The 25,844-nt window shown below is 57.0% G+C and carries 24 protein-coding genes; 12 read left to right on the top strand and 12 right to left on the bottom strand.

Annotated elements, in window-relative coordinates:
* Positions 1-8: 8 nt before the first annotated feature.
* Positions 9-596 (bottom strand): Der GTPase-activating protein YihI, encoded by a 588-nt coding sequence (gene yihI, locus AB5Z09_RS03710; RefSeq protein WP_194494719.1) that lies wholly within the window; start codon positions 594-596, stop codon positions 9-11.
* 836 nt (positions 597-1,432) lie between these two features.
* Complete coding sequence (locus AB5Z09_RS03705) at positions 1,433-2,050, bottom strand: cytochrome c (protein ID WP_005339710.1); 618 nt, start codon at positions 2,048-2,050, stop codon at positions 1,433-1,435.
* 142 nt (positions 2,051-2,192) lie between these two features.
* Here AB5Z09_RS03705 and yihA point away from each other — a divergent pair, with 142 nt between their 5' ends.
* Positions 2,193-2,849, top strand: a complete 657-nt coding sequence (yihA, locus tag AB5Z09_RS03700) for a ribosome biogenesis GTP-binding protein YihA/YsxC (protein ID WP_100647077.1) — start codon at positions 2,193-2,195, stop codon at positions 2,847-2,849.
* 777 nt (positions 2,850-3,626) lie between these two features.
* Here the strand turns inward: yihA and AB5Z09_RS03695 are convergent.
* From AB5Z09_RS03695 to AB5Z09_RS03655, 9 genes are all read right to left on the bottom strand, one after another.
* Entirely contained in the window at positions 3,627-3,887 is a 261-nt protein-coding gene (locus AB5Z09_RS03695) for a DUF1488 domain-containing protein (RefSeq protein ID WP_368194666.1), read from the bottom strand.
* Entirely contained in the window at positions 3,884-4,705 is an 822-nt protein-coding gene (gene aroE, locus AB5Z09_RS03690) for a shikimate dehydrogenase (RefSeq protein WP_069527001.1), read from the bottom strand. The genes AB5Z09_RS03695 and aroE overlap by 4 nt, the downstream gene beginning before the upstream one ends.
* Positions 4,706-4,808: 103 nt before the next feature.
* Positions 4,809-5,717 carry an oxygen-dependent coproporphyrinogen oxidase gene (gene hemF, locus AB5Z09_RS03685; RefSeq protein ID WP_307895739.1) on the bottom strand — a complete coding sequence of 303 codons (909 nt, stop codon included), beginning with the start codon at positions 5,715-5,717 and terminating at the stop codon, positions 4,809-4,811.
* A gap of 112 nt (positions 5,718-5,829) precedes the next feature.
* Positions 5,830-6,390 carry an L-threonylcarbamoyladenylate synthase gene (locus AB5Z09_RS03680; protein WP_368194665.1) on the bottom strand — a complete coding sequence of 187 codons (561 nt, stop codon included), beginning with the start codon at positions 6,388-6,390 and terminating at the stop codon, positions 5,830-5,832.
* Positions 6,391-6,525: 135 nt separating this feature from the next.
* Positions 6,526-7,029 carry a 5-(carboxyamino)imidazole ribonucleotide mutase gene (purE, locus tag AB5Z09_RS03675; RefSeq protein ID WP_005339704.1) on the bottom strand — a complete coding sequence of 168 codons (504 nt, stop codon included), beginning with the start codon at positions 7,027-7,029 and terminating at the stop codon, positions 6,526-6,528.
* 74 nt (positions 7,030-7,103) lie between these two features.
* A complete protein-coding gene (locus tag AB5Z09_RS03670; protein ID WP_064338964.1) occupies positions 7,104-7,661 on the bottom strand; it encodes a type I DNA topoisomerase in 558 nt (185 codons plus the stop codon).
* A gap of 55 nt (positions 7,662-7,716) precedes the next feature.
* The gene (locus tag AB5Z09_RS03665; protein WP_005339699.1) at positions 7,717-8,190 is read right to left on the bottom strand and encodes a DUF494 family protein; all 474 of its coding nucleotides are present in this window, start codon (positions 8,188-8,190) and stop codon (positions 7,717-7,719) included.
* Positions 8,183-9,298, bottom strand: coding sequence for a DNA-processing protein DprA (dprA, locus tag AB5Z09_RS03660; RefSeq protein WP_368194664.1), 1,116 nt, complete (start codon positions 9,296-9,298; stop codon positions 8,183-8,185). Before dprA ends, AB5Z09_RS03665 begins: the two co-directional genes overlap by 8 nt.
* A 1-nt stretch (position 9,299) precedes the next feature.
* Positions 9,300-10,391 (bottom strand): LysM peptidoglycan-binding domain-containing protein, encoded by a 1,092-nt coding sequence (locus AB5Z09_RS03655; protein WP_069555584.1) that lies wholly within the window; start codon positions 10,389-10,391, stop codon positions 9,300-9,302.
* Positions 10,392-10,499: 108 nt separating this feature from the next.
* Between AB5Z09_RS03655 and def the strand changes: the two genes are divergently transcribed.
* From def to AB5Z09_RS03630, 5 genes are all read left to right on the top strand, one after another.
* On the top strand, positions 10,500-11,012 hold the full coding sequence (def, locus tag AB5Z09_RS03650) for a peptide deformylase (RefSeq protein ID WP_005357510.1): 513 nt from the start codon (positions 10,500-10,502) through the stop codon (positions 11,010-11,012).
* Positions 11,013-11,024: 12 nt separating this feature from the next.
* Positions 11,025-11,969: a methionyl-tRNA formyltransferase gene (fmt, locus tag AB5Z09_RS03645; protein WP_368194663.1), complete on the top strand. Its 945-nt coding sequence runs from the start codon at positions 11,025-11,027 to the stop codon at positions 11,967-11,969.
* 60 nt (positions 11,970-12,029) lie between these two features.
* Entirely contained in the window at positions 12,030-13,322 is a 1,293-nt protein-coding gene (gene rsmB, locus AB5Z09_RS03640) for a 16S rRNA (cytosine(967)-C(5))-methyltransferase RsmB (RefSeq protein WP_005341964.1), read from the top strand.
* Positions 13,323-13,401: 79 nt separating this feature from the next.
* Positions 13,402-14,778: a Trk system potassium transporter TrkA gene (trkA, locus tag AB5Z09_RS03635; protein WP_005339689.1), complete on the top strand. Its 1,377-nt coding sequence runs from the start codon at positions 13,402-13,404 to the stop codon at positions 14,776-14,778.
* A 96-nt stretch (positions 14,779-14,874) separates the two neighbouring features.
* Positions 14,875-16,317: a TrkH family potassium uptake protein gene (locus AB5Z09_RS03630; RefSeq protein WP_005341967.1), complete on the top strand. Its 1,443-nt coding sequence runs from the start codon at positions 14,875-14,877 to the stop codon at positions 16,315-16,317.
* Between the two features lie 241 nt (positions 16,318-16,558).
* Here the strand turns inward: AB5Z09_RS03630 and typA are convergent, their stop codons facing one another.
* Entirely contained in the window at positions 16,559-18,370 is a 1,812-nt protein-coding gene (typA, locus tag AB5Z09_RS03625) for a translational GTPase TypA (protein ID WP_005339679.1), read from the bottom strand.
* 351 nt (positions 18,371-18,721) lie between these two features.
* Here typA and glnA point away from each other — a divergent pair, with 351 nt between their 5' ends.
* From glnA to AB5Z09_RS03595, 6 genes are all read left to right on the top strand, one after another.
* Positions 18,722-20,131, top strand: coding sequence for a glutamate--ammonia ligase (glnA, locus tag AB5Z09_RS03620; protein ID WP_005339672.1), 1,410 nt, complete (start codon positions 18,722-18,724; stop codon positions 20,129-20,131).
* A 115-nt stretch (positions 20,132-20,246) separates the two neighbouring features.
* Positions 20,247-20,825 carry a DUF4124 domain-containing protein gene (locus tag AB5Z09_RS03615; RefSeq protein ID WP_368194662.1) on the top strand — a complete coding sequence of 193 codons (579 nt, stop codon included), beginning with the start codon at positions 20,247-20,249 and terminating at the stop codon, positions 20,823-20,825.
* 86 nt (positions 20,826-20,911) lie between these two features.
* Entirely contained in the window at positions 20,912-21,967 is a 1,056-nt protein-coding gene (gene glnL / locus AB5Z09_RS03610; RefSeq protein ID WP_005356202.1) for a nitrogen regulation protein NR(II), read from the top strand.
* Positions 21,968-21,976: 9 nt separating this feature from the next.
* The gene (gene glnG / locus AB5Z09_RS03605; protein ID WP_005339666.1) at positions 21,977-23,395 is read left to right on the top strand and encodes a nitrogen regulation protein NR(I); all 1,419 of its coding nucleotides are present in this window, start codon (positions 21,977-21,979) and stop codon (positions 23,393-23,395) included.
* A gap of 141 nt (positions 23,396-23,536) precedes the next feature.
* Entirely contained in the window at positions 23,537-24,553 is a 1,017-nt protein-coding gene (gene add / locus AB5Z09_RS03600) for an adenosine deaminase (protein ID WP_368194661.1), read from the top strand.
* A gap of 139 nt (positions 24,554-24,692) precedes the next feature.
* On the top strand, positions 24,693-25,625 hold the full coding sequence (locus tag AB5Z09_RS03595) for a glycosyltransferase family 2 protein (protein ID WP_368194660.1): 933 nt from the start codon (positions 24,693-24,695) through the stop codon (positions 25,623-25,625).
* Positions 25,626-25,844: the final 219 nt, after the last annotated feature.

Genomic DNA, 25,844 nt, shown 5'->3' with positions numbered 1-25,844 from the left:
TCCACTCATCACTTTTTCTTCGGCTCAGGCTTGGGTTCCGGCTTGAAATCGACCTGGTTGAAACGGTCCCACAGCTCCTCTTCGGAAGCTGGTTTCTGCTCGTCGAACTCGGCGTCATCGCCATCATCAAACGGCAGCTCGTCATCTTCATCATCGTCGTTGTCGATGATGCCCAGCTCATCCATCAGCTCCTGATAACGGTCGACGCGCTGATCAACCCAGGCTTGCTCGGCCGCTTCCAGAGTTTCACCGGCATCCAGACGATCCAGCAGATCATTCAAGCGGTCATCGTTTTCGATGGAAGCCAGCTCCTGCTCGGGCGTCATCACCAGCTTCTTCTCTTTCACCGCCTTGAGTGCTGCCGGCTTCTTCTGTTTGTCATCCACCACCAGAACTACCGGCTTGCGGGAACCGATACGCGGATCTTTGGACTGGCTGTTGCCAGACTTGCTCTTCGGCTGTTCAACTTGCTGACGAGAACCAGCCTTCAGGCCCTTGCGCTTGGCAGCCCGTTTACGCTCACGGCCTTCCTGAGCACTGACATCAGATTCTTTGCGCTTGCCAGTAGGCTTGCGAGTGGGTTGTTTGGCAGACATGAATGGCTAACTCCGAAAATAACTGGTTTGACCCGTACCCGGGATGATCTCACCCGGTGGGATACGATGCGAGGAACAGTAAGGCTGGAACAAGAGCAGGATCCCGCACCAATCCGGCCCAATCAGGCCACTGAACACCGCAGGATCGGTATCCTCTGGGCATGTTGCTGGTATTTTGACACAGAATGGCTAATCGGGTTAATGACCCAAAAGAAAAAAGGCAGCCGAAGCTGCCTTGATATGTTCATGCGTGCGCCATCCTGAATGGCAAAACAATCTGTTTCGTCCTCTCCGTGACAACTTGTCGCCGCATCATATCGTTGTGTGGTCATCCTGACCTTATATTGGTCGTTCCTGAATGTGCGTGTGCCTGTTTGACCCGTCTCGACCGCATCCTGCCATCGTGCCGGGGAGTCTGCATCCCGCAACCCCATCCCGCTCCGGAGATGGTCACCATCCTGATCCTTCAATCCTTTGCCAGCTCATCCGAGCCCATGGCATCCCGCCACGCCAGCCATCCTCTGCTCACAACACCCTGTCGTGAAACCGCCACCCAATCCGTGGGTGAATCCATTAAGCCTACTGTACCAACTCTATAAAGCGGCTCAATCCACTCAAAACATTCTCAACATGTCGAAAAACATCAACATTAATATAACCTGTTGATAAATAATGGTTATTTAATATTTTATGCAATTTTATGAGCCTTGGCCTGCCTTGAGAATGGGAGATCTCTTACAGAACGGGGGGATTAAACCGAGAATTATCTGAAAGCCATAAAAACAACGGGGAGCCCAGGCTCCCCGTTTCAACTCAAATCGACCGTATCGACTATATCAGTGCAGACCCGCCACATATTTGGAGAGGGCTTCGATATCCTGATCAGTCAGTTTCTTGGCAACGTCCCGCATCATGCCGTTCGGATCGTTGTCACGCGTCCCGGCACGGAATGCGGTGAGCTGAGCCTTGATATAGGCAGGATGCTGGCCGGACAGGTTGGGATACTTCGCCTGTTCGACACCCGAGCCACGGGGACCATGGCAAGCCGTACAAGCTGCCAGACCACGACTCATGTCACCACCCATATAGAGAGCCTTGCCCGCTTCGACCACGTCGTCAGGGACAGCGATAGGGGTAACCTTCAGGCTGGAGAAATAAGCCGCCAGGTCATCCATGTCCTGTTCCGACAAAGGTAACGCCATCGGCCCCATCACTGGCGCAACCCGGCCAATTTGACCAGAAGCGGCAGCCTTCAGTTCAACTAACTGCTTTTTGATATATGATGCGTGCTGACCAGCAATTTTGGGGTACATATCAACCAGGCTGTTTCCGTCCGGTCCATGACAAGCCGCACAAACGGCAGCCTTGGTCTGTCCCGCAGCGGCATCGCCCTTGGCTTGTGCCATCCCCGTTACGCCAACCATCAGAGCAAGAGTAATGACTAGGTTCTTCATGGCGTTCCAACTTTTCGTTATTAGGCTTCCAGATCCCATGCCGCTGAAGGCATGTTAAAATAAACGCGTTTAAGCGACGCTATTTTACACCATTTTACAAAAAAGTAACTCTATAACCCTCTATCTCCATGGGGAATTTACGTTGGATACACAAACTCTGAATTTCAATAAGGTGCATTTTGTGACCAGCGCACCCGACATCCGTCACCTGCCAAATGATGGGGGTGTCGAGATCGCGTTTGCCGGCCGTTCCAACGCCGGTAAGTCATCTGCATTGAACACCTTAACCAAACACAAGAACTTGGCGCGCACCAGTAAGACACCCGGTCGTACTCAGCTGATCAACCTGTTTGAGCTGGAACCGGGCAAGCGTCTGGTCGACTTGCCGGGTTATGGTTATGCGCAAGTTCCGCTGGAAATGAAGCTCAAGTGGCAAAAGTCACTGGCAGAGTATCTGCAGCGCCGTGAGTCATTGAAAGGTCTGGTGATCCTGATGGACATCCGCCACCCGCTCAAAGATGCCGACATGAACATGCTGGAGTGGAGCTCGCACCGTCAGTTGCCCGTCATGCTGCTGCTGACCAAGGCTGACAAATTGAGCCCCGGCCCGCGCAACAACCAGGTAATCAAGGTGCGCCAGGCCGTTGCCAACCTCGGTTCCCAGATCCAGGTCGAAGCATTCTCCTCTCTCACCAATATCGGTGTGGAGAAGCTGGCGCAAACCCTGACCGAATGGTACGTAAGTGGTGACGATACCGACCTGCTGAACGCTGACGAACAGCAACCTGCCGAGGAGTAATCTACTCCTCGCTCTCATTGCAATTGGCGGAGCACTCCTCCGCTGATTGAAAGGGTTTCAGATTGCCGCTTTCACCTGCCTTACGACAAACACCCCGCATTCGCCTCCCCCTGCTATATCCAATACTGCTTAAAGTTCATATAGATAGGCAGTTAATTCACACGAGAAATTAACCTCTAAAGACGTTGAGAACGTTTTCAAATTCGTTCTTTCAAAACGAACCAGAATTACAAAAAGAGACAAAAATGAAATTTAATTACAAGATCTAACCGAAAGGGATAAAAATGAGGCCGGACGACAGTGATGCCATCCAGCCTGAAATAATAAGTTCAAAAAATTGGGAAGAAGCTGAATCTTGAGTACCAGACGACAGGTATTCCTCAAGAAGCAGCCTCATTCTATCAAATGCATCGCCAATTTAAAGCATTTACTCTAAATGGCGCGCATAAAAAAACACCCCGACGAGAACCTCATCGGGGCAGCTATTCAGCCACATTCAATTACGTGAAATAAAAGGTCTGAAAGATAGAACATCTTACCTCTGTACCCTACGCAGACAACTGTACAGCAAAGCAGCAGAAAGTGAAAGTAATTTATGTAATTTAGTTTCACAACTTACAGATTAAGAAAAAATCTTTTATTTTCATACAGATAAAAAAATCCCCAGTACGAATACCGGGGAGTTATAAAGGTGACTAGCTAGCACTTCCTCAACTATCTAGTTAGTCAGCGCCATTTCAAAGTAGTTCCGCTACAAAACAAAAAAACTTTGAAAAATCAGAGAGAGATAGCGCCATCTTCAGCAAACTCTTGTTCTTCAATGAGTTTTTCAGCCATATCTTCAATATCAAAACGTACACTTTCGAAGGCTCTAACGATGTCATCCTCTCTCGTCAGCGCCAGACCGGTCATTCTCTCCAGCCGCCGCTGACTGATGTAACAATCTATCAGCGCCCCCATCTGCTGGGCAGGAAAACGCACCCGCTGTTCGTCAGCCTGCCACTCCATCAGATCAGGAAACAGAATACCCTGGTTCATATCACCCCCAAGTTACGCTTCAACTCTCTCAATACCTGTTTAGTCCCGGGACGAATTCCGCGCCACACGGTAAACGCTTCGGCGGCCTGTTCCACCAGCATGCCGAGTCCATCCATGGTTTGACGGGCCCCATGCTGTTTGGCCCAACTGATAAACGCCGTATCCGAGGCGCCATACATCATGTCGTAGATGGCAATATCAGTGTGGATCAGGGCTGGGGCCAACGGCGGCAGCTCTCCTTGCAGGCTGGCTGAAGTCGAATTGATGACGAGATCGAACGGACCAGCCAACTGCTCATAGGTCTGGGCAGTCACAGGCCCCAGATCGTGGAATTCGGCAGCCAACTGTTGCGCTTTTGTGTGGGTACGGTTGGCGATCACCAGCTCGCTCGGCAACTCAGCCAGCAGCGGCGCCAATGCACCACGAGCCGCGCCACCGGCACCCAGCAGCAGGATCCGACTATCCGCCAGCGTCACACCATGGGACTTGAGATCGGCGACCAATCCAGCGCCATCGGTATTATCCCCCAGCAACACGCCATCATCGGTCAGCTTGATGGTATTGACCGCGCCCGCCCGCTTGGCCCTCGGGCTCAAGCGATCGACCAGAGTGAATGCCTGCTCCTTGAAGGGAACGGTGACATTGCATCCCTTGCCCCCTTGGTCAAAGAAGGTGCGCAGGGCTTGGGCAAACTCGTCGACGGCGGGTTCAGCCAGCCCATACTCCAGCTCTTGCTGGGTTTGTCTGGCAAACAGGGTGTGAATGAAGGGGGACTTGCTGTGGCGCACCGGGTGGCCAAAAACCAGATAACGATCCATCAAAGAGTTCCATCAGAGGGCAATATTCCGATTTAACGGGTTTTCGCACTCGGGAACAAGCCGAATATCGGCCAGTAAAAAGGGGCCATCATGGCCCCTCGGATCACAGCCATTTTCGCGGCGTGAGATAGTCGGTGTAGAGCAAGGCTTCAGGAGTGCCCGCTTCCGGCTGCCAGTCATACTCCCAACGGGCCAGCGGTGGCATCGACATCAGGATCGACTCGGTACGTCCGCCGGTCTGCAGCCCGAACAGGGTGCCACGGTCATACACCAGATTGAACTCCACATAACGGCCGCGACGATAGAGCTGGAACTCCCGCTCCCGCTCGCCATAGGGCAGCGCCTTGCGTCGTTCGATGATCGGCAGGTAAGCATCCAGATAACCCCGACCTACCGCTTGCATAAAGGCAAAGCAGTCGGCAAAAGGCCAGCGATTCAGATCGTCGAAGAAGAGACCGCCCACCCCCCGCGTCTCGTTGCGGTGCTTGAGGAAGAAGTAGCGATCGCACCAGGATTTGAACTCGGGGTAGATCTCATCACCAAAGGGCTGGCAGAGATCACGGGAGACCTGATGCCAATGCTGCACATCCTCGGCAAACGGGTAGAAGGGCGTCAAATCGAAACCACCGCCAAACCACCAAATGGGCTCTTCACCCTCTTTCTCGGCGATGAAGAAACGGACGTTGGCGTGGCTGGTCGGCACATAGGGGTTGTGCGGATGGATCACCAGCGACACGCCCATCGCCTCGAACTTGCGACCGGCCAACTCTGGTCGATGTGCTGTAGCAGAGGCAGGCATGGCATCGCCATACACATGGGAGAAGTTGACGCCCCCCTGCTCGATCACCGCACCGTGGCGCAGCACACGGGTGCGACCACCGCCACCGCCTTCACGGCTCCAGGCATCTTCCACAAAGAGTCCACTGCCGTCGGCCTGCTCCAGACCACGGCAGATCTCGTCCTGCAACTGCAACAGGAAGGCCTTGACCTGGGCCACATCTGGTTTGCTCATCTTGTCTCCAGTCAGGCAGGATCGTGAACGCCCTGTCCATTTTTATAGTTAAATCAATCCGGTGAGCTCACCACTCAGCAGATTGATAGCAAATCATGACGTATCCGCCAGCTCAGGAGGGGCGGATAATGGCGCCGGTTCGGGCGTCCTTGATCTCGGAGGGGTTAGCTTGACCACCCACTTCACCGGGCAGGATATAGGCCAACTTGCTTGCCAGCCGCTCACCAATATCGGCCACCCGACGGGCAGGCTCCTCACCGGTCAGGTTGGCGCTGGTAGAGACCAGCGGCTTGCCAAAGGCGCGACACAACGCCTGCACCTGAGGATGAGCCGTCACGCGTACCGCGATGGTCTCGAACTGCCCGGTCAGCCAGGCCGGCGTCGTTGTACGGGCAGGCATGATCCAGGTAAAGGGGCCGGGCCAGCTGGCTTCAACCAGAGCCAGTTGCTCACCGCTAAGCTGGCTCAGATCGATGTAATCCTGCAATTGCTCTACGTCGGCAGCAATCAGGATCAACCCCTTCTCCACCGGACGCTGTTTGATGGCCAGCAGTCGCTGCACCGCAACTTCGGAGTCGGGATCACATCCCAGACCAAACACGGCCTCGGTCGCATAAGCAATCACCCCTTCCTGCTGGAGGGCGGCAACTGCCTGTTCAAATTCATTTGGCATAGGAAAAATGCGGCAGCTTGGCTGCCGCCTCGTCACTTAGTAGCAAGTTGAATCCGTATGGCGGCGACCATGGCAAAGTGACGTTTTGCTGTAGCACAGGAAAAATACGACACATCCGGATCGCCACCCGTTCACTTACTTGAGTTGAGCCTGCAGGGCGGCATCCTTGGCCATCACCTCTTCGGCATTCTTCTGGCGTTCGGCCCGAACCTTGGCCGCCAGTTCATCATCGGCTACTGCCAGCATCTGGGCGGCCAGATAACCTGCGTTCTTGGCACCGGCTTTGCCGATCGCCACGGTCGCTACCGGCACACCACCTGGCATCTGCACGGTGGAGAGCAACGCATCCAGCCCCTTGAGCGGGCCACCATCGATGGGCACCCCGATCACGGGACGAGTCGTGATGCCGGCTACGGCACCCGCCAGATGCGCAGCCAGACCGGCAGCACAGATAAAGACCTTGCAGCCACGGGCCTCGGCATCGGTCACATACTGATGGGTCGCAGCCGGCGTGCGGTGCGCGGAGGTGACTTTGACTTCCACTGCGATATCAAATGACTTGAGCACCTCGAGGGTAGTCTGCATCACGGGGAAATCAGAATCAGAGCCCATCAATACGGCAACAAAGGGTTTATTCATGGTGGGAATTTCCTTACTCCAAGTGGGGGGTTGAAGTTCACCGAAAACGTTTCAATCCGGTTGCGGCGGCGGGATTATACCTGCTCACTTTGGTGGCCGCATTTCTTTTGCGGACAGACCCAACGCAGCGTTCCCCTCACTTTTTTCTCAACCATGATGCCCCAGCCACACTCGGGGCAGGGCATGGGGATCGGCTTGTCGTTCACCACATATTTGCAGTGTGGATAGCCATCACAAGAGTAAAACTGCTTGCCGTAGCGGGAGGTGCGGCTCACCAGATGACCCTTGCCGCACTCGGGGCAGAGGATCTGGGTATCGTCGCTCTCCTGCAGGGATTCGATATGCTGGCAGGCCGGATACTGGGTACAACCGACAAACAGACCGTAACGCCCCTTCTTGATCGCCAGCGGCTCTCCGCAATCGGGACAGGCAGAGCCTTCGAGCACCTTTTCGATGTCGCGGCCGGATGGCGTCAGGGAGCGTATGTAATCACAGGCAGGATAGGCAGAACAGCCTAGAAATGGGCCATGTTTGCCCTGGCGGATCACCAGCTCGGCCCCACACTGCGGGCACGGCTCGCGCTCGAAGGCATGTTCGTGGGCTGAAAAGAGGTGATGATCGATTTTTGACATGGGCCGCGCCTTGAAATCCAGATGGCCTGAATTCTACCAGCGCGGCAGCGGACTGTCAGTGAATGACGCCGTCTGACTCATCAAACACCAGCTCTTCCATCTGCTGGTAGGCATTTTCACTGCCCGGTACGTTGAACAGCACCATCATGACGACCCACTTAAGGTCATCCAGCTCGATATCCGGCTTGTCCAGTTCGAGCAGGCGCTCGATACAGATCTCGCGGGTTTCGGCATTCAGCACCTGGGCCTGTTCCAGAAAGAGCAGGAAGCCGCGGCACTCGGTGCTGAGGCGTGCCAGCTCTTGCGGAGCATAGATACGCATCGAGCCTTGCGCACTGGCGGTGACATAGACCTCTCGCTCGCTATCGTGCAGATTGGCTAGTCGCTCCAGCCAGTCGAGCGCCTTGTCGATCTCTTCTTTATCGAAACCGGCCCGGCTCAACTCGTCGGTGAGCTCATCCTGCTCGACCATCACATCTGCATCGCTGTGGATGTAGGTCTCGAAAAGGTACATCAATACATCAAACATGATTCGCCCTCCTCGCTCTGACGTATCCACCGGCTACCGCCATCACTGCACCGGCCAGCTCCAGCTCTACCAACCTGCCCAATACCACTTCGACAGGAAGCTGGGCCCGTTCGGCAACGGTATCCACGCTCGTGGTCTCATAATCTACGTTATCCAACAAATCGGAATAAGGCAATTCGCTATTATGCGGTTGCTCAGATGGTGTAACCGACGGATGTGGCCGTGCGACCCACTCTGGCAGCTCTTCCACTATATCGGCCGCACTCAGCACAAGTTTGGCCCCCTGCTGAATTAATCTGTTGCACCCTATCGCCTGGGCGTTTTGCGGGGCACCGGGTACCGCAAACACTTCGCGCCCCTGTTCAAGCGCATAGCGAGCGGTGATCAGCGACCCACTCTGCTCGGTCGCCTCCACCACCAGAGTTCCCAACGACAGACCACTGATAATACGGTTGCGACGAGGAAAATGTTCAGCCAGCGGCCCTTTATCCGGCGCCAGCTCGGAAATAAGCAAACCACCGCTCTCCAGAATCTGGCCTGCCAGCCCCTGATGGCGTTTGGGGTAGAGGCAATCCAGCCCGGAACCCAACACGGCAAGGGTGATACCGCCACAAGCCAGCGCTTGCTGATGGCAAACACCATCGATACCGAGCGCAAGGCCCGAGGTGATGGCTAACCCGCATCCAACCAGCTCGCTACAGAGGCGGGAGGCATTATCTTTACCTGCATAGGTAGGATGGCGTGTCCCCACCATTGCCAGCTGGGGTCGCGATAGCGCAGCAAGATCGCCACGACAGTAGAGCAACAGGGGGGCTGCGGGAATTTCCCGTAACAAGGGTGGATAAACCGGGTGATCTTGCGGAATAAGGAGATTGTCAGGCAAAGCAGTCCAAGCCAGGCTCTGCTCAACCACTGGCGAGGGCCAGCGCAGTTGTTTGATCTGCTCTGACGACAGCCCCATACCATGCAGTTGCGCTTCATCGCTCTGGAACAGGGTCTCAATACTTCCCCCGGCCCGCTCCAACAGACGTGCAGCGGTCACCGGACCGATACCGGTGACCGCATCGAGAGTTAGCCAGAGCGCCAGACGCGCGTCGGGGTAGTTCACGTCAGAAGTGAGTGACCTGATAGCCCGCACTCACCATGTCGTTACTCTGCATGATGAGACCGTAACTCAGCTTGTCATACACCTTGAACAACATGACACGGGCAATCGCTTCAGAGGGTAGTGGTGCCTTCTTGTTGCTGCTGTAAAACACCCGGTTAAAAACCGACGAGAGCTCCTTGTACTGTACATCGCCATTCTTGGTGACCAGAGCAGCACCGGGCCGTCTGACATCCAGTACATCCCCGGCGACTAGCTGATCGCGGCCACCCCGGTTGATCAGTACCACATCAAACTTGCCACCGCCCCGGGTCTTGTTCGGCAAATCGATGATATAGCCCGGCGTGATGGCAGGTGCCGCTTTCGGTGTGAAGACGGCGGGCATGTTCTCCTGAGCGGGCAGCGGCATCACCTTGTCGCCCTGCAGCACTTCGCGCTGGTTATGAGTCAGAGTCACCTCGGTCCGATCGCCATCAAGACGCGCCACGGCCCGCACCACACCGGCAAAGATCGCCTCCTGGCCCAGCAGTTCACCGGTTTCGCGATCCTTGTAGACCACTCCGGGGTGATAAATGCCATAAACCTGCCCCGGCGTCAGGGAGCCCTGCACATAGAGGGTGTCCCCCTCCAGCATGCCGATATGTTTCTGATCCGACCCCAGCAGATAGGGCAAGGTTTTCTGCTGCTGGCTGTCAGCCAGAACATGGTCGGTTTGCAGGAAGGGGCCGATCTCGCTGATAGGCAAGGTCGGAATGGGGTTGGCCTTGTTCTCGTAACGGGTTTTCGGGCCGAGACGGATGACTTGCTTGCCACCCTGCATCGCCTTGCCGAGCCGGGGTTCACCATTGACCCAGCTCAGATGCAGTACATCACCGGGGTAGATCCAGTGAGGATTGGCAATCTGCGGATTGATGTTCCAGAGACGGGGCCAGAGCCAGGGTTCGGAAAGATACTTGCCGGAGATATCCCACAGGGTGTCGCCTTTTTGCACTACATAGCTTTCGGGGTAACCCGCTTTCAGCCTCAGCTGATCGGCCAATGCTGCCTGACTCACGGTCACCAGCAGGCAGGCGAGGATGGTTTGCTTCAGATACATAACACTCCCTGTTACTTCTGTACGCAAAGTGTTGCTGTTTTTTGTCGGCGTAAATGACTAGAATTACGCCAATATTGACTGCATTTATACGAAACTAAAGAAAAAACTATGGCCATTCTAGATGTATTGCGTTTTCCCGATGAGCGCCTGCGCACCGTTGCAGCCCCTGTCGAGACCTTTACACCCGAGTTACAACAGATTGTAGATGATATGTTCGAAACCATGTACGCGGAGGAAGGCATTGGCCTGGCCGCGACTCAGGTCGACATTCACCAGCGCATCATAGTGATCGATGTCTCTGAAAACCGTGAAGATCCTCTGGTATTGATCAATCCGGAGGTCATCGAGCAGTGCGGCAGCACCGGCATTGAAGAGGGTTGCCTCTCCGTGCCCGGCAGCCGAGCTCTGGTGCCTCGCGCTGAACAGATCAAAATCCGCGCCCTGGATCGCAACGGCAAGCCGTTCGAGCTGGAAGCCGACGATCTGCTCGCCATCTGCATCCAGCATGAGATGGATCATCTGGTCGGCAAGCTGTTTGTGGATTACTTGTCCCCGCTCAAGCGCCAGCGCATTCGCCAGAAGCTGGAAAAGATGGCCCGTGAAGATCGCAAAGTCCTCTGAGGATCTGCCCCATTGAATAAGCTGAAACTGATTTTTGCCGGTACTCCCGACTTCGCCGCCCGTCACCTGGCGGCGTTGTTGTCTTCCGACCACGAGGTCGTTGCCGTTTATACCCAGCCTGACAAGCCCGCTGGCCGTGGCCAGAAGCTCACCGCCAGCCCGGTCAAAGAGCTGGCACTGGCCCACAACCTGCCGGTTTACCAACCTGCCTCTCTGCGCAAGGAAGAGGCGCAAGCCGAACTGGCCGCCCTTGGCGCCGACCTAATGGTGGTGGTGGCCTATGGTCTGATCCTGCCCAAGGTGGTACTCGATACCCCGCGGCTGGGCTGCATCAACGTCCATGGCTCCCTGCTGCCCCGCTGGCGCGGTGCCGCACCGATCCAGCGCTCTATCTGGGCGGGCGATGCCGAAACCGGCGTCACCATCATGCAGATGGATGTGGGGCTGGATACCGGCGCCATGATCCGCAAAGTGACCTGCCCCATCGCCGCCGACGAGACCTCCGCCAGCCTCTATGACAAGCTGGCCGAGCTGGGCCCGCAGGCACTGGTCGACACCATCAATGCCATGGCCGCCGGTGAAACCGCTGCCGAGGCACAAGATGATGCGCTGGCCAACTACGCCGAGAAGCTCTCCAAGGAAGAGGCCCGCATCGACTGGTCGATGGAGGCTGTTGCCATCGAACGCTGCATCCGCTCGTTCAACCCCTGGCCCATCAGCTGGTTTGAAGTGGCTGACCAGACCGTCAAGGTATGGCAAGCCGCCGTCATTGACAGCGACCACGGCCAACCCGACGGCACCCTGCTCAAGGCCGACAAGCAGGGGATCGATATCGCCACCGGCAAAGGGGTATTGCGCCTGCTGACCCTGCAACCGCCCGGCAAGAAGGCGATGTCCGTTTCGGATCTGCTCAACTCTCGCCGCGACTGGTTTGAACCCGGCACGCAATTGAATTGAACTGGATTGAATTGACACAAGCGGGGCCCAGGCCCCGACTTGCGCATCTAAGGTAACTCTATGAAAACACGTGCACAGGCCGCTCTCGTTATTCAACAGGTGCTGGATCAGGGTCAATCCCTCTCCGCTGTTCTGCCTGCTGCCCAGGAGAAGGTTGCACCTCGCGATCGCGCTCTCCTGCAAGAACTCTGCTACGGCACCCTGCGCTGGCTGCCCCGCCTTGATGCGGCAGTCAACGAGATGATGGACAAGCCGCTCAAAAACAAGAGCCGCATTTTCCACTACCTCATCCTGGTCGGTCTCTATCAGCTCATCTACACCCGCATTCCGGCTCACGCCGCGGTGGCCGAGACCGTCAACGCCGTCAAACTGCTCAAGGGCACCTCCCTGCGTGGCCTCATCAACGGCGTGCTGCGCAACTTCCAGCGCAGCGCCGAAGTCATTCTGCTGCGCATCGACCGCGTTCCCAGCATTCGCCTCGGTCATCCGGAGTGGCTCACCAAGCGCCTGCGTCAGGCCTATCACGATGAGTGGGAATTCATCATGGAGGCGAACAACCAGCGTCCCCCCATGTGGATCCGCAACAACAGCCAGCGCCAGAGCCGCGATGCCATGCTGGCTCGCATGGCCGAAGCCGGCATCAATGCGGTGGCCGGTGAAGAGGGCGAGGATTGCATCCTGCTGGAGCGTCCCTGCGATGTGACCAAGCTGCCCGGCTTCGAGGTCGGTGACTGCTCGGTACAGGATGGTGCAGCACAACAGGCTGCCGCCCTGCTCGACCCGCAACCGGGTGAGTGGGTGCTGGATGCCTGCGCCGCCCCCGGCGGCAAGACCGCCCACCTGCTGGAGCGTCAGCCCAAGCTGGCTGGCGTGGTCGCCGTCGATGCAGACGAGAACCGCCTCAAGCGGGTGCAGGAGAACCTGGATCGCATCGGCCTGACCGCCAAAGTGATCCACGGCGATGCCGCGGCACCGGAACAGTGGTGGCCGGAGGGCCAGTTCGACCGCATCCTGCTGGATGCCCCCTGCTCCGCCACTGGTGTTATCCGTCGCCACCCCGATATCAAGTGGTTGCGCCGTGATCAGGACATCCGCGAGCTGGCCGAGCTGCAGCGCCGTATTCTGAACGCCCTCTGGGGCAAGCTGAAGAGCGGCGGCACCCTGCTCTACGCCACCTGCTCCGTCCTGCCGGAAGAGAATCGCGACCAGATCCGCGCCTTCCTTGCCGCGACCAAAGATGCCAAATTGGTACCGTTGCACGAACAGGACACCCCGGATTGCCCGGGTCGCCAGTTCCTGCCGGGTGAAGCCGAGATGGATGGCTTCTACTACGCCAAGCTGGTCAAGCTGTGACGCTGACATGCTTCTTCCGGGGCAATCGCCATGCAGGCGAAATGCCCCTTTACTGCCTCAACGTGAGTAGACGTTCCCTATGAAGATCATCATTTTGGGAGCCGGCCAGGTCGGCGGCACTCTGGCCGAGAACCTGGCCGGGGAGAACAACGACATCACCATCGTCGACACCGACAGCGAACGCCTGCGCGAACTGCAGGACAAGTTTGACCTGCGGGTGGTCAACGGTCACGGCGCCCACCCCAAGGTGCTGCGCGAAGCGGGTGCTCAGGATGCCGACATGCTGGTCGCCGTCACCAACAGTGACGAGACCAACATGATCGCCTGTCAGGTGGCCTACTCCCTGTTCAACACCCCGAACAAGGTGGCACGGATCCGCTCGCCCGCCTATCTGACCGAGCGGGATCGCCTGTTCCTGCCGGAATCGGTGCCGGTGGATCACCTGATCGCGCCGGAGCAACTGGTGACCGACTATGTGCGTCGCCTGATCGAATATCCGGGTGCCCTGCAAGTGGTTGATTTTGCAGGTGGCCGCGTCGGTCTGGTGGCGGTCAAGGCCTACTACGGCGGCCCGCTGGTGGGTAACGCCCTCTCAACCCTGCGCGAGCACATGCCCAACATCGAGACCCGGGTAGCGGCTATCTTCCGTCAGGGCCGCCCGATCCGTCCGCAAGGTACCACCATCATCGAAGCGGATGACGAGGTCTTCTTCGTTGCCGCCGCGGGCCATATCCGTGCCGTGATGTCGGAGCTGCAGCGCCTCGAGAGCCCCTACCGCCGCATCATGATCGTCGGTGGTGGCAACATCGGCGCGGGTCTCGCCCGCCAGCTGGAGAAGCGCTACAGCGTCAAGCTCATCGAGCGCAACCAGAAGCGGGCGGAGCAGCTCTCCGAACTGCTGGAGAACACCATCGTCTTCTGTGGCGATGCGGCGGATCAGGAGCTGCTGGCCGAGGAGCACATCGACCAGATCGACGTCTTCATCGCCGTGACTAACGAGGATGAGGCCAACATCATGTCGGCGCTGCTCGCCAAGAAGATGGGCGCCAAGAAGACCATGGTGCTGATCCAGCGCGGCGCCTACGTCGATCTGGTGCAGGGTGGCTCCATCGATATCGCCATCTCGCCCCAGCAGGCCACCATCTCGGCCCTGCTGACCCACGTGCGCCGGGCCGATATCGCCAACGTCTACAGTCTGCGCCGCGGCGCGGCCGAGGCGATCGAGGCGATCGCCCACGGCGACGAGAACACCTCCAAGGTGGTCGGCAAGACGGTTGGCGAACTCAAGCTGCCACCGGGCACCACTATCGGTGCCGTGGTACGCGGGGATGAGGTGCTGATCGCCCACGATCGCACCAAGATCCAGCAGGATGACCACGTGGTCATGTTCCTGGTGGACAAGAAGTACATCCCGGAAGTGGAGCGGCTATTCCAGCCAAGCCCCTTCTTCCTGTAACGTCTTCATGCGCACAGGCTGTCAAACCAGACCCGGCTCAGCTCCCCCAAGGGGATGGTCCGGGTCTTTTGTTAATCAACGACCAGGTTATCGAACATGATCAAGCTGCGTCCCATTATCTTCACCCTCGGGCTGGTGCTCTCCAAGCTGGCGCTCTTCATGTGGCTGCCCACCTTGCTGGCACTGCTCACCGGGTCAGAGGGATTTGTCGAGTTTCTCAAGTCCGTGCTGATCACTCACGGCGCCGCCCTGCTCTGCCTCCACTACGGCCGCAAAGCGGAGTTTCATCTGGGGGTGCGGGAGATGTTCCTGCTCACCACCTCGGTTTGGGTGGTGGCCTGCGCTTTCGGCGCCCTGCCTTTTGTTTTCATCACCCACATCAACTTCACCGACGCCTACTTCGAGACTATGTCGGGAGTGACCACCACGGGCTCCACCGTGCTCTCCGGCCTCGACAACATGGCCCACAGCATCCTGTTGTGGCGTTCCATCCTGCAGTGGCTGGGCGGGGTTGGCTTTATCGTGATGGCGGTTGCCGTGCTGCCCTACCTCAACGTCGGCGGTATGAAGCTGTTCCAGACCGAGAGCTCGGACTGGTCGGACAAAAGCGCGCCGCGGGCCAAGACGGTCGCCAACAACATCGTCGTGGTCTATCTGGTGCTCTCCATGCTCTGCTTCATGGCCTACTGGGCCAGCGGCATGAACATGTTCGAAGCGATCAACCACGCCATGACCACCCTCAGTACCGGCGGCTACTCCACCTCCGATCAATCCATGTCCCACTTCTCCAACTCGGCTCACTGGATTGGCACCCTGTTCATGTTCCTTGGCGGCCTGCCCTTCCTGCTCTATGTGCAGAGCCTCAACCACAGGGACAACAGCCTGTTCAAGGATGCCCAGGTGCGAGGCTTCTTCTGGCTGGTGGTATGGGTCACCGTCATCATGACCTTCTATCTGTGGGAGAGAGACCTGTTCGGCTTCTGGGATGCCCTGCGCATCAGCTGCTTCAACATCGTCTCGGTGCTCACCACCACCGGCTACGGCCTTGGTGACTTCGGCACCTGGGGGCCGCTCGCCAGCATCGTCTTCATCGTGCTGCTGGCGCTGGGGGCCTGCTCAGGCTCCACTGCGGGGGGTCTCAAGATCTTCCGGGTACAGGTGGCATTCGCCCTGTTCAGAAAGCAGATGCGCCAGCTGATGCACCCCTCTGCCGTATTCCCCCAGAAGTACAACGGCCGGACGGTCAATGACGCCATCATCCGCTCGATGATCTCATTCGTACTGGCCTACTTCGCCATCATTCTGGTGATAGCTGCGCTGCTGGGCGCCATAGGGCTTGACCCTCTGACAGCCATATCCAGCTCCATCACCGCCGTTGCCAACGTCGGCCCGGGCATGGGCCCTGTGGTCGGCCCCAGCACCAACTTTGCCAGCCTGCCGGAATCGGCCAAATGGCTGCTGTCATTCGGCATGCTGCTGGGACGACTGGAGATCCTGACGGTCGCCGTGCTCTTCTTCCCCTCCTTCTGGCGCCAGTAACCCCTTACTGCAAGCCAGCAAAAAGCCGCAGCGTTCATCCGCTGCGGCTTTTTTATCTCACCCACCCCCACGATCTTCGCTCAACGCTCATCAGCCCCATTACCGGATGGCCTGAACGAGCTCATCAGGATGGCCAGAGCGGATCACAAGCATAAAAAAACGGACCCAAACCAGAGGTTTGGGTCCGTTTATCAGTGAACCGTCAGCGGCCGCAAGGGCTGCCGAGACTCAGCACATAGCATTAACCACGGCCAGAGCGCTTGCGATCCAGCTCGGTCAGCAATTTCTTACGGATACGGATGTTCTTCGGAGTCACTTCTACCAGTTCGTCGTTATCGATGAACTCGAGAGCCTGTTCCAGAGTCATGCGGATCGGCGGAGTCAGCACTTGAGCTTCGTCGGTACCGGAGGCACGCATGTTGGTCAGCTGTTTGCCTTTCAGGCAGTTAACAGTCAGGTCGTTGGAACGGGAGTGAATACCGATCACCTGGCCTTCGTACACTTCGGTCGCGTGACCGATGAACAGACGACCGCGGTCTTGCAGACCGAACAGGGCGTAGGTCAGAGCCTTACCGGTTGCGTTGGAGATCAGCACGCCATTCTGACGCTCGCCGATGCTGCCACCCTTGTGCGGACCGTAGTGGTCGAAGGTGTGGTACAGCAGACCGGTACCTGAGGTCATGGTCATGAACTCGGTCTGGAAACCGATCAGGCCACGGCTCGGGATCATGAAGTCCAGACGGACACGACCCTTGCCATCCGGAGTCATGTTGGTCATTTCGCCCTTACGCAGACCCAGTTGCTCCATCACGGAACCCTGGTGCGCTTCTTCAACGTCCACAGTTACGGTTTCGAACGGTTCTTGCAGAACGCCATCAACGGTACGCAGGATTACTTCCGGACGGGACACAGCCAGTTCGTAACCTTCGCGACGCATGTTTTCGATCAGGATGGAGAGGTGCAGTTCACCACGACCGGATACACGGAACTTGTCCGGATCATCAGTCTCTTCCACGCGCAGGGCCACGTTGTGGACCAGCTCCTGGTTCAGACGCTCCAGAATGTTACGGGAGGTCACGAACTTGCCCTCTTTACCGGCGAACGGTGAGGTGTTGACCTGGAAGGTCATGTTCACGGTCGGCTCGTCAACGGAGAGCGGCGGCAGGGCTTCAACGGCACCGTTGTCACAGATGGTGTCGGAGATTTTCAGCTCGCCCAGACCGGTGATAGCGATGATGTCACCCGCTTGCGCGTCGGTAACTTCAGTACGGGACAGACCCAGGTAACCCAGCACCTGACCGACTTTACCGTTACGGGTCTTGCCGTCAGCACCAACGATGGTGACTTGCTGGTTGGTCTTGACGCGACCACGGGTGATACGGCCGATACCGATAACGCCCACGTAGGAGTTGTAGTCCAGCTGGGAGATCTGCATCTGGAAACCACCTTCGGCATCAGCCTTCGGCGCTTCAACGTTGTCAACGATAGCCTGGAACAGCGGCTCCATGTTCTCGGACTCGACGTCCTGATCCATGGTGGCCCAACCGTTCAGTGCAGAGGCGTAAACAACTTTGAAATCCAGCTGTTCGTCAGTCGCGCCCAGGTTGTCGAACAGGTCGAATACCTGATCCATTACCCAGTCAGGACGAGCACCCGGACGGTCAACCTTATTGATGACCACGATCGGCTTCAGACCCTGAGCGAACGCCTTCTGGGTCACGAAACGGGTTTGCGGCATCGGGCCGTCTACGGCGTCAACCAGCAGCAGCACGGAGTCAACCATGGACAGTACGCGCTCTACTTCACCACCGAAGTCGGCGTGACCCGGGGTATCAACGATGTTGATGCGGTAGTCATTCCAGCGGATCGCAGTGTTCTTGGCGAGAATGGTGATGCCACGTTCCCGTTCCAGATCATTGGAGTCCATGATCCGTTCCTGGCCTTCCGTGGAGCGGTCCAGGGTGCCGGACTGCTGCAGCAGCTTATCAACCAGAGTCGTTTTGCCGTGGTCAACGTGCGCAATAATCGCAATATTGCGTAAATTCTCTAACATTCTCGCCTCAATCACCGGGTAAAATTGGGCGCTAATTGTACTCTTGCCTTTGTGATCTGCCTAGCAGAATTGCAGTACATTCGCGCATAACAACAGATCTGGATCATAGACCTCTCTGACAAACCCTGCTTAGATGGGCGGTGACCGTATTTCGCGCACCATTACAGTGCACCAAAACGATCCACCATCGCACTAAATTGATGCAACGCGAGTCGAGATCGCCTGATTTTGGGGAGCCTCTTCAGCGAGATTGCCCTGAAATCAAGCTGTCACAAACTTGGCACGATACTGGCTTATGTGAATACGACGACGCATTCACCCAGAGAGTTTTAACACCGGAGGTTACTTAGCATGTCAGCCCAGAACGTTTTGGCCCTGATCCAGGAACACGAAGTCAAGTTTGTTGATCTGCGCTTTACCGACACCAAGGGTAAAGAGCAGCATGTATCCATCCCTGCTCACCAGGTTGATGAAGATTTCTTCGAAGACGGCAAGATGTTCGATGGTTCCTCCATCGGCGGCTGGAAGGGCATCAACGAATCCGACATGGTACTGATGCCGGACGCAGCCTCCGCCAAGCTGGACCCGTTCACCGAAGAGACCACCCTGAACATCGTTTGTGACGTGCTGGAGCCTGCCACCATGCAGGGCTACGACCGCGATCCGCGCTCCATCGCCAAGCGTGCAGAAGATTTCCTGAAGTCCAGCGGCATCGCTGACACCGTGCTGTTCGGGCCGGAGCCGGAATTCTTCATGTTCGACAACATCACCTTCTCCAACACCATGGGCCACAGCTTCGTGAAAATCGAATCTGAAGAAGCCGCATGGAACTCCGGCACTGCCTATGAGCATGGCAACAAGGGTCACCGTCCGTTCGTGAAAGGCGGTTACTTCCCGGTTGCACCGGTCGACTCTTCCCAGGATATCCGCGCCGCCATGTGTCTGGTGCTGGAAGAGATGGGCCAGGTCGTTGAAGCTCACCACCACGAAGTGGCCACTGCCGGTCAGAACGAAATCGCTACCCGCTTCAACACTCTTACGCTGAAAGCTGACGAAGTGCAGGTACTGAAGTACGTGATCCACAACGTGGCCCACGCCTACAACAAGACCGTGACCTTCATGCCGAAACCCATGTTCGGTGACAACGGCTCCGGCATGCACTGCCACCAGTCTCTGGCCAAGAACGGCGTCAACCTGTTCGCTGGTGACCTGTACGGCGGTCTGTCCGAGATGGCTCTGCACTACATCGGCGGTATTATCAAGCACGCCAAGGCCATCAACGCCTTCGCCAACCCGACCACCAACTCCTACAAACGTCTGGTTCCGGGTTATGAAGCACCGGTCATGCTGGCTTACTCTGCCCGCAACCGCTCTGCCTCCATCCGTATCCCGGTGGTACCGAGCCCGAAAGCCCGTCGTATCGAAGTGCGCTTCCCGGATCCGGCTGCCAACCCCTACCTGGCCTTCGCAGCCCAGCTGATGGCCGGTCTGGACGGTATCATCAACAAGATCCATCCGGGCGATGCCATGGACAAGAACTTGTATGACCTGCCGCCGGAAGAAGCTGCTGAAGTGCCGACCGTTGCCGGTTCTCTGGACGAAGCCCTGGCCGCTCTGGATGCTGACCGCGAGTTCCTGACCCGCGGCGGCGTGTTCAGCGATGACTTCATCAACTCCTATCTGGAACTGAAACAGCAGGATGTTGACCGTGTGCGCATGACCCCGCACCCGCTGGAGTTCGAACTGTACTACTCCGTCTAAGTCTCAGCAGACTGGCCGTTTAAATCTGGTCAGCTTGCTTAATCGTGACAAAACCCGCCATCTGGCGGGTTTTTTCTCTGATAGGATTAAGCAAAATACCGTCAAGGAGAGATGGATGAACAACAAGCATGGCATAGGGGTGCTCGGCCTCCTGTTGCTGACCTCGTTCGGTGCGGACGCGGCCAAGGTCTACTCCTGGGTCGATGGCAATGGCATCACCCACTACTCGGATGCGCCACCACCCGGCAAAAACGCCAAAGAGGTCGATCTGCGGGTCGCCCCGCTGCTGGGCAGCAGCGCCCCCAGATCGGTGCAGGTGGATAACTTCAACAGCCTGACTGGCGCCGATGCCAAGAAAGAGAAAGAGGCGGCCAAGCTGACCATCGAACTGCTCTCCCCGGAACAGGGCAGCACCCTGCGCGACAACACAGGCAACATCGTCTTTCAGGGCACCATCAGCCCCAAACCTCCGACCCAGTATGATGTGCGCCTGACCCTGGATGGCAAAGCGGCTCCCCTTGTCAGCAACAGCCTCTCGATCCGGGTCGAAAACGTCGATCGCGGCGCCCACGAGGCCCAGCTAGAACTGCTCGCCAAAGACGGTACGATCCTTGCTAAATCCACTCCAGTCACCTTTTACCTGCATAGAGCAAGCGTGGATCCGGCTCCCAAACCCACCCCCAAAGCCAACTAGGGGTGATATAGCGCACCGATGCGGGTAAACTCAATGCACCATATCGGTGCATTGCAGGTGCACAGCACCGTTTTAGGGAGAAACCTGTGCCAACCCGCTCGGACAACGCCAAAACACTCTTGGATAATTTGCTGACCGCCGTGATCCTGATGGATGAGCGGCTCTGCATCCAATTCGTCAACCCGGCGGCTGAACAGCTGCTCTCTCTCAGTGAACGCAGGCTGATCGGCATCGAACTGCCCCATCTGCTGGAACATATATCCCTCGATTTGCAGCGACTCAAGCAGTGCCTCGTTTCAGGGCAGGGCTTTACCGACAGCGAAGTGACTCTGGTGGTGGAAGGAGAACCGCGACTGGTGGAGCTGAGCGCCACCCCGATGGCCGACCACGAACAGCGTCTGCTGGTGGTGGAGCTGCGCAAGATCGACCAGCAGAAGAAGATCAGTCAGGAGCAGCAGCAACATGCCCAGCAGCTGGCGGCCAAGGAGCTGGTGCGCGGGCTGGCCCACGAAATCAAGAATCCCCTCGGCGGCCTGCGCGGCGCGGCGCAGCTGCTGCAAAAAGAGCTGCCGGATCCGGCCCTGCGCGAATATACCGGCATCATCATCGAACAGGCTGACAGGCTGCGGGTACTGGTCGATCGCCTGCTCGGCCCCCAGCGCCCCGGCCGTCATCAGATGCACAATGTCCATTCGGTGCTGGAGCAGGTACGCCGACTGGTGGAGCTCGAACTCCCTCCCTCTGTTCGCATCGAACGGGATTACGATCCCAGCATCCCCGAATTCGAGATGGAGCCGGATCAGCTGCAGCAGGCGTTTCTCAACATAGTGCGCAACGCGGCCGAAGCGCTGGGGGATCAGACCGGGCTTATCCGTATCAAGACCCGCACCGCGTTCCAGATCACCATCCACGGCCAGCGTTACCGGCTGGCAGCGGAGATCAAGATCATCGACAACGGCCCCGGCATTCCCGATGCCATTCGCGACACCCTGTTCTATCCCATGATCACCGGTAAGGAGGGGGGAACCGGGCTCGGCCTCTCCATCGCCCAGAACCTGATCGACCAGCACAAGGGGCGAATTGACTGCATCAGCTGGCCGGGTCACACCGAATTCACCATTTTTCTACCGCTTCGCAAGTAAGGGAACCCCATGACCGCAAAAGTGTGGATCGTCGATGACGACAGTTCTATCCGCTGGGTGCTGGAGCGCACTCTCGGCAGCGAAGGCTTCAACTGCGAGAGCTTTGCCGATGGCGAAGCCCTGCTGCACGCCCTTGAGCTGCGCTCGCCCGATGTGATCCTCTCCGATATCCGGATGCCGGGCATCGACGGCCTGAGCCTGCTGGAGCAGATCCACCGCCGTCAGGCCGATCTGCCCATCATCATCATGACCGCCCATTCGGATCTCGACAGCGCGGTCAACGCCTACCAGCGCGGCGCCTTCGAGTACCTGCCCAAGCCGTTCGACATCGACGAGGCGGTGACCCTGGTGCGCCGCGCCGAGAATCACCTCAAGGAGCAACGCACCAAGCGCAAGTCTCGCCAGCAAGAGGCGACAGCCACACCGGAGATCATCGGTGAGGCGCCGGCGATGCAGGAGGTGTTCCGTGCCATCGGCCGCCTGTCACGCTCCAGCATCTCGGTGCTGATCAACGGCCAGAGCGGTACCGGCAAGGAGCTGGTCGCCCATGCGCTGCACAAGCACAGCCCGCGTGCTCACAAGAACTTTATCGCCCTCAACATGGCGGCCATCCCCAAAGATCTCATCGAATCCGAGCTGTTCGGTCACGAGAAGGGGGCCTTTACCGGCGCCAACAACATCCGCCACGGCCGCTTCGAGCAGGCCGACGGCGGTACCCTGTTTCTCGACGAGATCGGCGATATGCCGCTGGATGTGCAGACCCGACTGCTGCGGGTGCTGGCCGATGGCCAGTTCTACCGGGTCGGCGGCCATCAGCCGGTGCAGGTGGATGTACGGATCATCGCCGCCACCCACCAGAATCTGGAGAAACGGGTCGCCGATGGCGAGTTTCGCGAGGATCTGTTCCACCGCCTCAACGTCATCCGAATCCACATCCCCGCCCTCAAGGAGCGCCGTGAGGATATCCCCCAGCTGGCCCGTCACTTCCTGCTGCGCGCAGCCAAAGAGCTGAACGTCGAGGCCAAGAGCCTGCACCCGGATACCCAAGCCTATATCAGCCGCCTGCCCTGGCCGGGCAACGTGCGCCAGCTGGAGAACGTCTGCCGCTGGCTTACCGTGATGGCCTCGGGGCAGGAGGTTCTGGTCGGCGACCTGCCTGCCGAGCTGCTCACCCCCATCACCCACAACGCCGAACCGGGCCAACCGGCGTTGCCCGGTTGCTGGCAGCAACAGTTGCAAGAGTGGGTGGCCAGCAAGTTGGCGCTGGGAGAGACAGACATCCTGGCCGATGCCATGCCCCAGTTCGAGCGGATCATGCTGGAGACGGCACTGGAACACACCCACGGCCACAAGCAGGAGGCGGCGCGCCTGCTTGGCTGGGGTCGCAACACCCTCACCCGCAAGCTGAAGGAACTCGATCTCTCCTGAGTCCCGGGGAAAAACGATTCCCATCACGCCCTGACAAATCACCGCCTGCCAGAACCCCGTTTAACCATAAACGGGGTATCTTTTTTGAAAGCCCCGCCTAGAATGGCAGGCTTTCAAACCTGACTCGACGAGGGCGCCCCCATGATTGACAGATCTCTCCCCCTGACCGACCTGCACCGCCATCTGGACGGCAACATCCGCCCGCAAACCATCCTCGAGCTGGGTCGCCAACACAATATCCAGCTGCCCGCATTCGAGCTGGAAGCGCTTCGCCCCCACGTACAGATCGTCGAGAACGAGCCGAGTCTGGTTGCCTTTTTGAAGAAGCTGGATTGGGGCGTGGCCGTGCTGGCTGACTATGACGCCTGCCGCCGGGTCGCCTACGAGAACGTGGAAGATCTGCTGCGCGCCGGTATCGACTATGCTGAACTGCGCTTCAGCCCGGCCTATATGGCCATGGCCCACAAGCTGCACCCGCAGGGCGTGGTGGAAGCCATTATCGACGGCGTGGCCGCTGGCAGCCGCGATTTCGGTATCAAGACCAACCTGATCGGCATCATGAGCCGCACCTTCGGCACCGAGCAGTGCAATCAGGAGCTGGCCGCCTGCTTGGCTCACCGCGACAAGCTGGTCGCCATCGATCTGGCCGGTGACGAACTGGGCTTCCCGGGCGAACTCTTTGTCGACCACTTCCGCAAGGTGCGCGATGCAGGCATGCGCGTCACCGTACACGCCGGTGAAGCCGCTGGCCCCGAGAGCATGTGGCAGGCCATTCGCGAGCTGGGCGCCGAGCGTATCGGCCACGGCGTCAAAGCGATTCAGGATCCGGCCCTGATGGCCTATCTGGCCGAACACCGCATCGGCATCGAATCCTGTCTCACCTCCAACGTCCAAACCACCACAGTGGCGAGCTTGACCGAACACCCGATCCGCCAGTTCCTGGCCGCCGGTGTGCTGGCCTGCCTCAACACCGATGACCCGGCGGTGGAAGGGATCGACTTGCCGCACGAATATGAGGTGGCCGCTCCGGCCGCTGGCATGACCGCCAGCGAAATCCGCACCGCCCAGCAGAACGGCCTGACCCTGGCCTTCCTGAGCGATAGCGAGAAAGCCGAACTGATAATGGCATCCAATAGGGATATACTACTGCAACCCTGATGTTGAGACTGTAATATCTACGCTCGGGCTGTATGTTGATTCCGCAAGATCTCATATGAGGTACAGAAAATGAGTTCGCAAAATTTTTAAACGAGTCACATGACAATAGACTTATCCCAACCTAACACTGGAGGACCATATGCTTTCACTTATTATTCCAGTCTACCTAAACGAAGCATCATTGCCATCACTTATAGATGCGGTAAGAAATCTTGATACCAAGCTTCAAGGAGAACTAGAAGTGATTTTTGTTGTTGATGGCAGCCCGGATCACTCATATGATCTTCTGCAAGAGCAACTTCCTAAGCAGAATTTTCATTCACAGTTAATATTGCTCTCTAAAAATTTTGGCTCTTTTATGGCAATAAGAACTGGTTTGTCACATGGAAAAGGTGACACCTTTGCTGTAATGGCTGCAGATTTACAAGAGCCTCCAAGCCTGATTCTCACCATCAATGAAATATTGAAGTCAGAGCCCATAGATGTTGTTGTAGGTGTACGAGAAAATAGGCAAGATCCTTTTTTTTCTAAATTTTCAGCAAATATTTTCTGGCACTTTTATAGACGCTACATTGTGCCAGAAATGCCTATAGGTGGTGTAGATGTCTTCGGTTGTAACAAAGAGTTTCGTGATAATCTTTTAACCCTTGAGGAAAGACACAGCTCATTAATTGCACAAATATTTTGGTTAGGCTTTCGACGTAAGACTGTAAATTATACAAGAGTTGCAAGAGCGTACGGTAAATCTGCTTGGACTATAAAGAAAAAGCTAAATTATCTAATGGACAGTGTTTTTTCATTCACAGACTTACCAATTAGACTTCTTATCCGTATAGGGGCTGTCGGCTCTACGTTATCAGTTCTTTATGGGACAAGCGTGATTTTTGCTAGGATTGCAGGTTTAATCGATATACCTGGATATGCTATGACACTATTTAGCATCACCTTACTTGGCAGTATTAACCTTCTCGGACTTGGTATTATTGGTTCCTATGCTTGGCGAACATATGAAAATACCAAATCGCGCCCACTAGCGATTCCTATGAAAAAAATGACATTCAATAAGAATTGAAAATGTTACATTCCATTTATATGCGATACAAAACAATAAAAACATTATAATATTTAAGCTCTCTAGCATACCCTGGCTGGCCCTCTGTTAGTGAGGAATAGTATTGTTGACTTATAAGTAGGAGAATGTTTCTTTAACTTAAATAAGATAGAGATATAAAAGCCACAAATATCTTCGCTGTTGTCAACAACAATCAGCAAAAATAATAGATAAAAGCTG

This window comes from Aeromonas sp. R2-2, from assembly GCF_040908355.1.
Taxonomy (GTDB): Bacteria; Pseudomonadota; Gammaproteobacteria; order Enterobacterales; family Aeromonadaceae; genus Aeromonas; species Aeromonas veronii.
This window is presented reverse-complemented; position numbering and strand designations above follow the sequence as displayed.

Bases quoted from the DNA above. Each gene is read 5' to 3' on its own strand.
- glnA (WP_005339672.1), top strand. From the start codon at position 18,722: ATGTCAGCCCAGAACGTTTTGGCCCTGATCCAGGAACACGAAGTCAAG.
- AB5Z09_RS03655 (WP_069555584.1), bottom strand. From the start codon at position 10,391: ATGTATCTGAAGCAAACCATCCTCGCCTGCCTGCTGGTGACCGTGAGT.
- hemF (WP_307895739.1), bottom strand. From the start codon at position 5,717: ATGAGCAAACCAGATGTGGCCCAGGTCAAGGCCTTCCTGTTGCAGTTG.
- rsmB (WP_005341964.1), top strand. From the start codon at position 12,030: ATGAAAACACGTGCACAGGCCGCTCTCGTTATTCAACAGGTGCTGGAT.
- AB5Z09_RS03665 (WP_005339699.1), bottom strand. From the start codon at position 8,190: ATGTTTGATGTATTGATGTACCTTTTCGAGACCTACATCCACAGCGAT.
- purE (WP_005339704.1), bottom strand. From the start codon at position 7,029: ATGAATAAACCCTTTGTTGCCGTATTGATGGGCTCTGATTCTGATTTC.
- AB5Z09_RS03680 (WP_368194665.1), bottom strand. From the start codon at position 6,390: ATGCCAAATGAATTTGAACAGGCAGTTGCCGCCCTCCAGCAGGAAGGG.
- AB5Z09_RS03695 (WP_368194666.1), bottom strand. From the start codon at position 3,887: ATGAACCAGGGTATTCTGTTTCCTGATCTGATGGAGTGGCAGGCTGAC.
- AB5Z09_RS03670 (WP_064338964.1), bottom strand. From the start codon at position 7,661: ATGTCAAAAATCGATCATCACCTCTTTTCAGCCCACGAACATGCCTTC.
- AB5Z09_RS03615 (WP_368194662.1), top strand. From the start codon at position 20,247: ATGAACAACAAGCATGGCATAGGGGTGCTCGGCCTCCTGTTGCTGACC.
- AB5Z09_RS03595 (WP_368194660.1), top strand. From the start codon at position 24,693: ATGCTTTCACTTATTATTCCAGTCTACCTAAACGAAGCATCATTGCCA.
- yihI (WP_194494719.1), bottom strand. From the start codon at position 596: ATGTCTGCCAAACAACCCACTCGCAAGCCTACTGGCAAGCGCAAAGAA.
- trkA (WP_005339689.1), top strand. From the start codon at position 13,402: ATGAAGATCATCATTTTGGGAGCCGGCCAGGTCGGCGGCACTCTGGCC.
- glnG (WP_005339666.1), top strand. From the start codon at position 21,977: ATGACCGCAAAAGTGTGGATCGTCGATGACGACAGTTCTATCCGCTGG.
- add (WP_368194661.1), top strand. From the start codon at position 23,537: ATGATTGACAGATCTCTCCCCCTGACCGACCTGCACCGCCATCTGGAC.
- AB5Z09_RS03630 (WP_005341967.1), top strand. From the start codon at position 14,875: ATGATCAAGCTGCGTCCCATTATCTTCACCCTCGGGCTGGTGCTCTCC.
- AB5Z09_RS03705 (WP_005339710.1), bottom strand. From the start codon at position 2,050: ATGAAGAACCTAGTCATTACTCTTGCTCTGATGGTTGGCGTAACGGGG.
- aroE (WP_069527001.1), bottom strand. From the start codon at position 4,705: ATGGATCGTTATCTGGTTTTTGGCCACCCGGTGCGCCACAGCAAGTCC.
- def (WP_005357510.1), top strand. From the start codon at position 10,500: ATGGCCATTCTAGATGTATTGCGTTTTCCCGATGAGCGCCTGCGCACC.
- typA (WP_005339679.1), bottom strand. From the start codon at position 18,370: ATGTTAGAGAATTTACGCAATATTGCGATTATTGCGCACGTTGACCAC.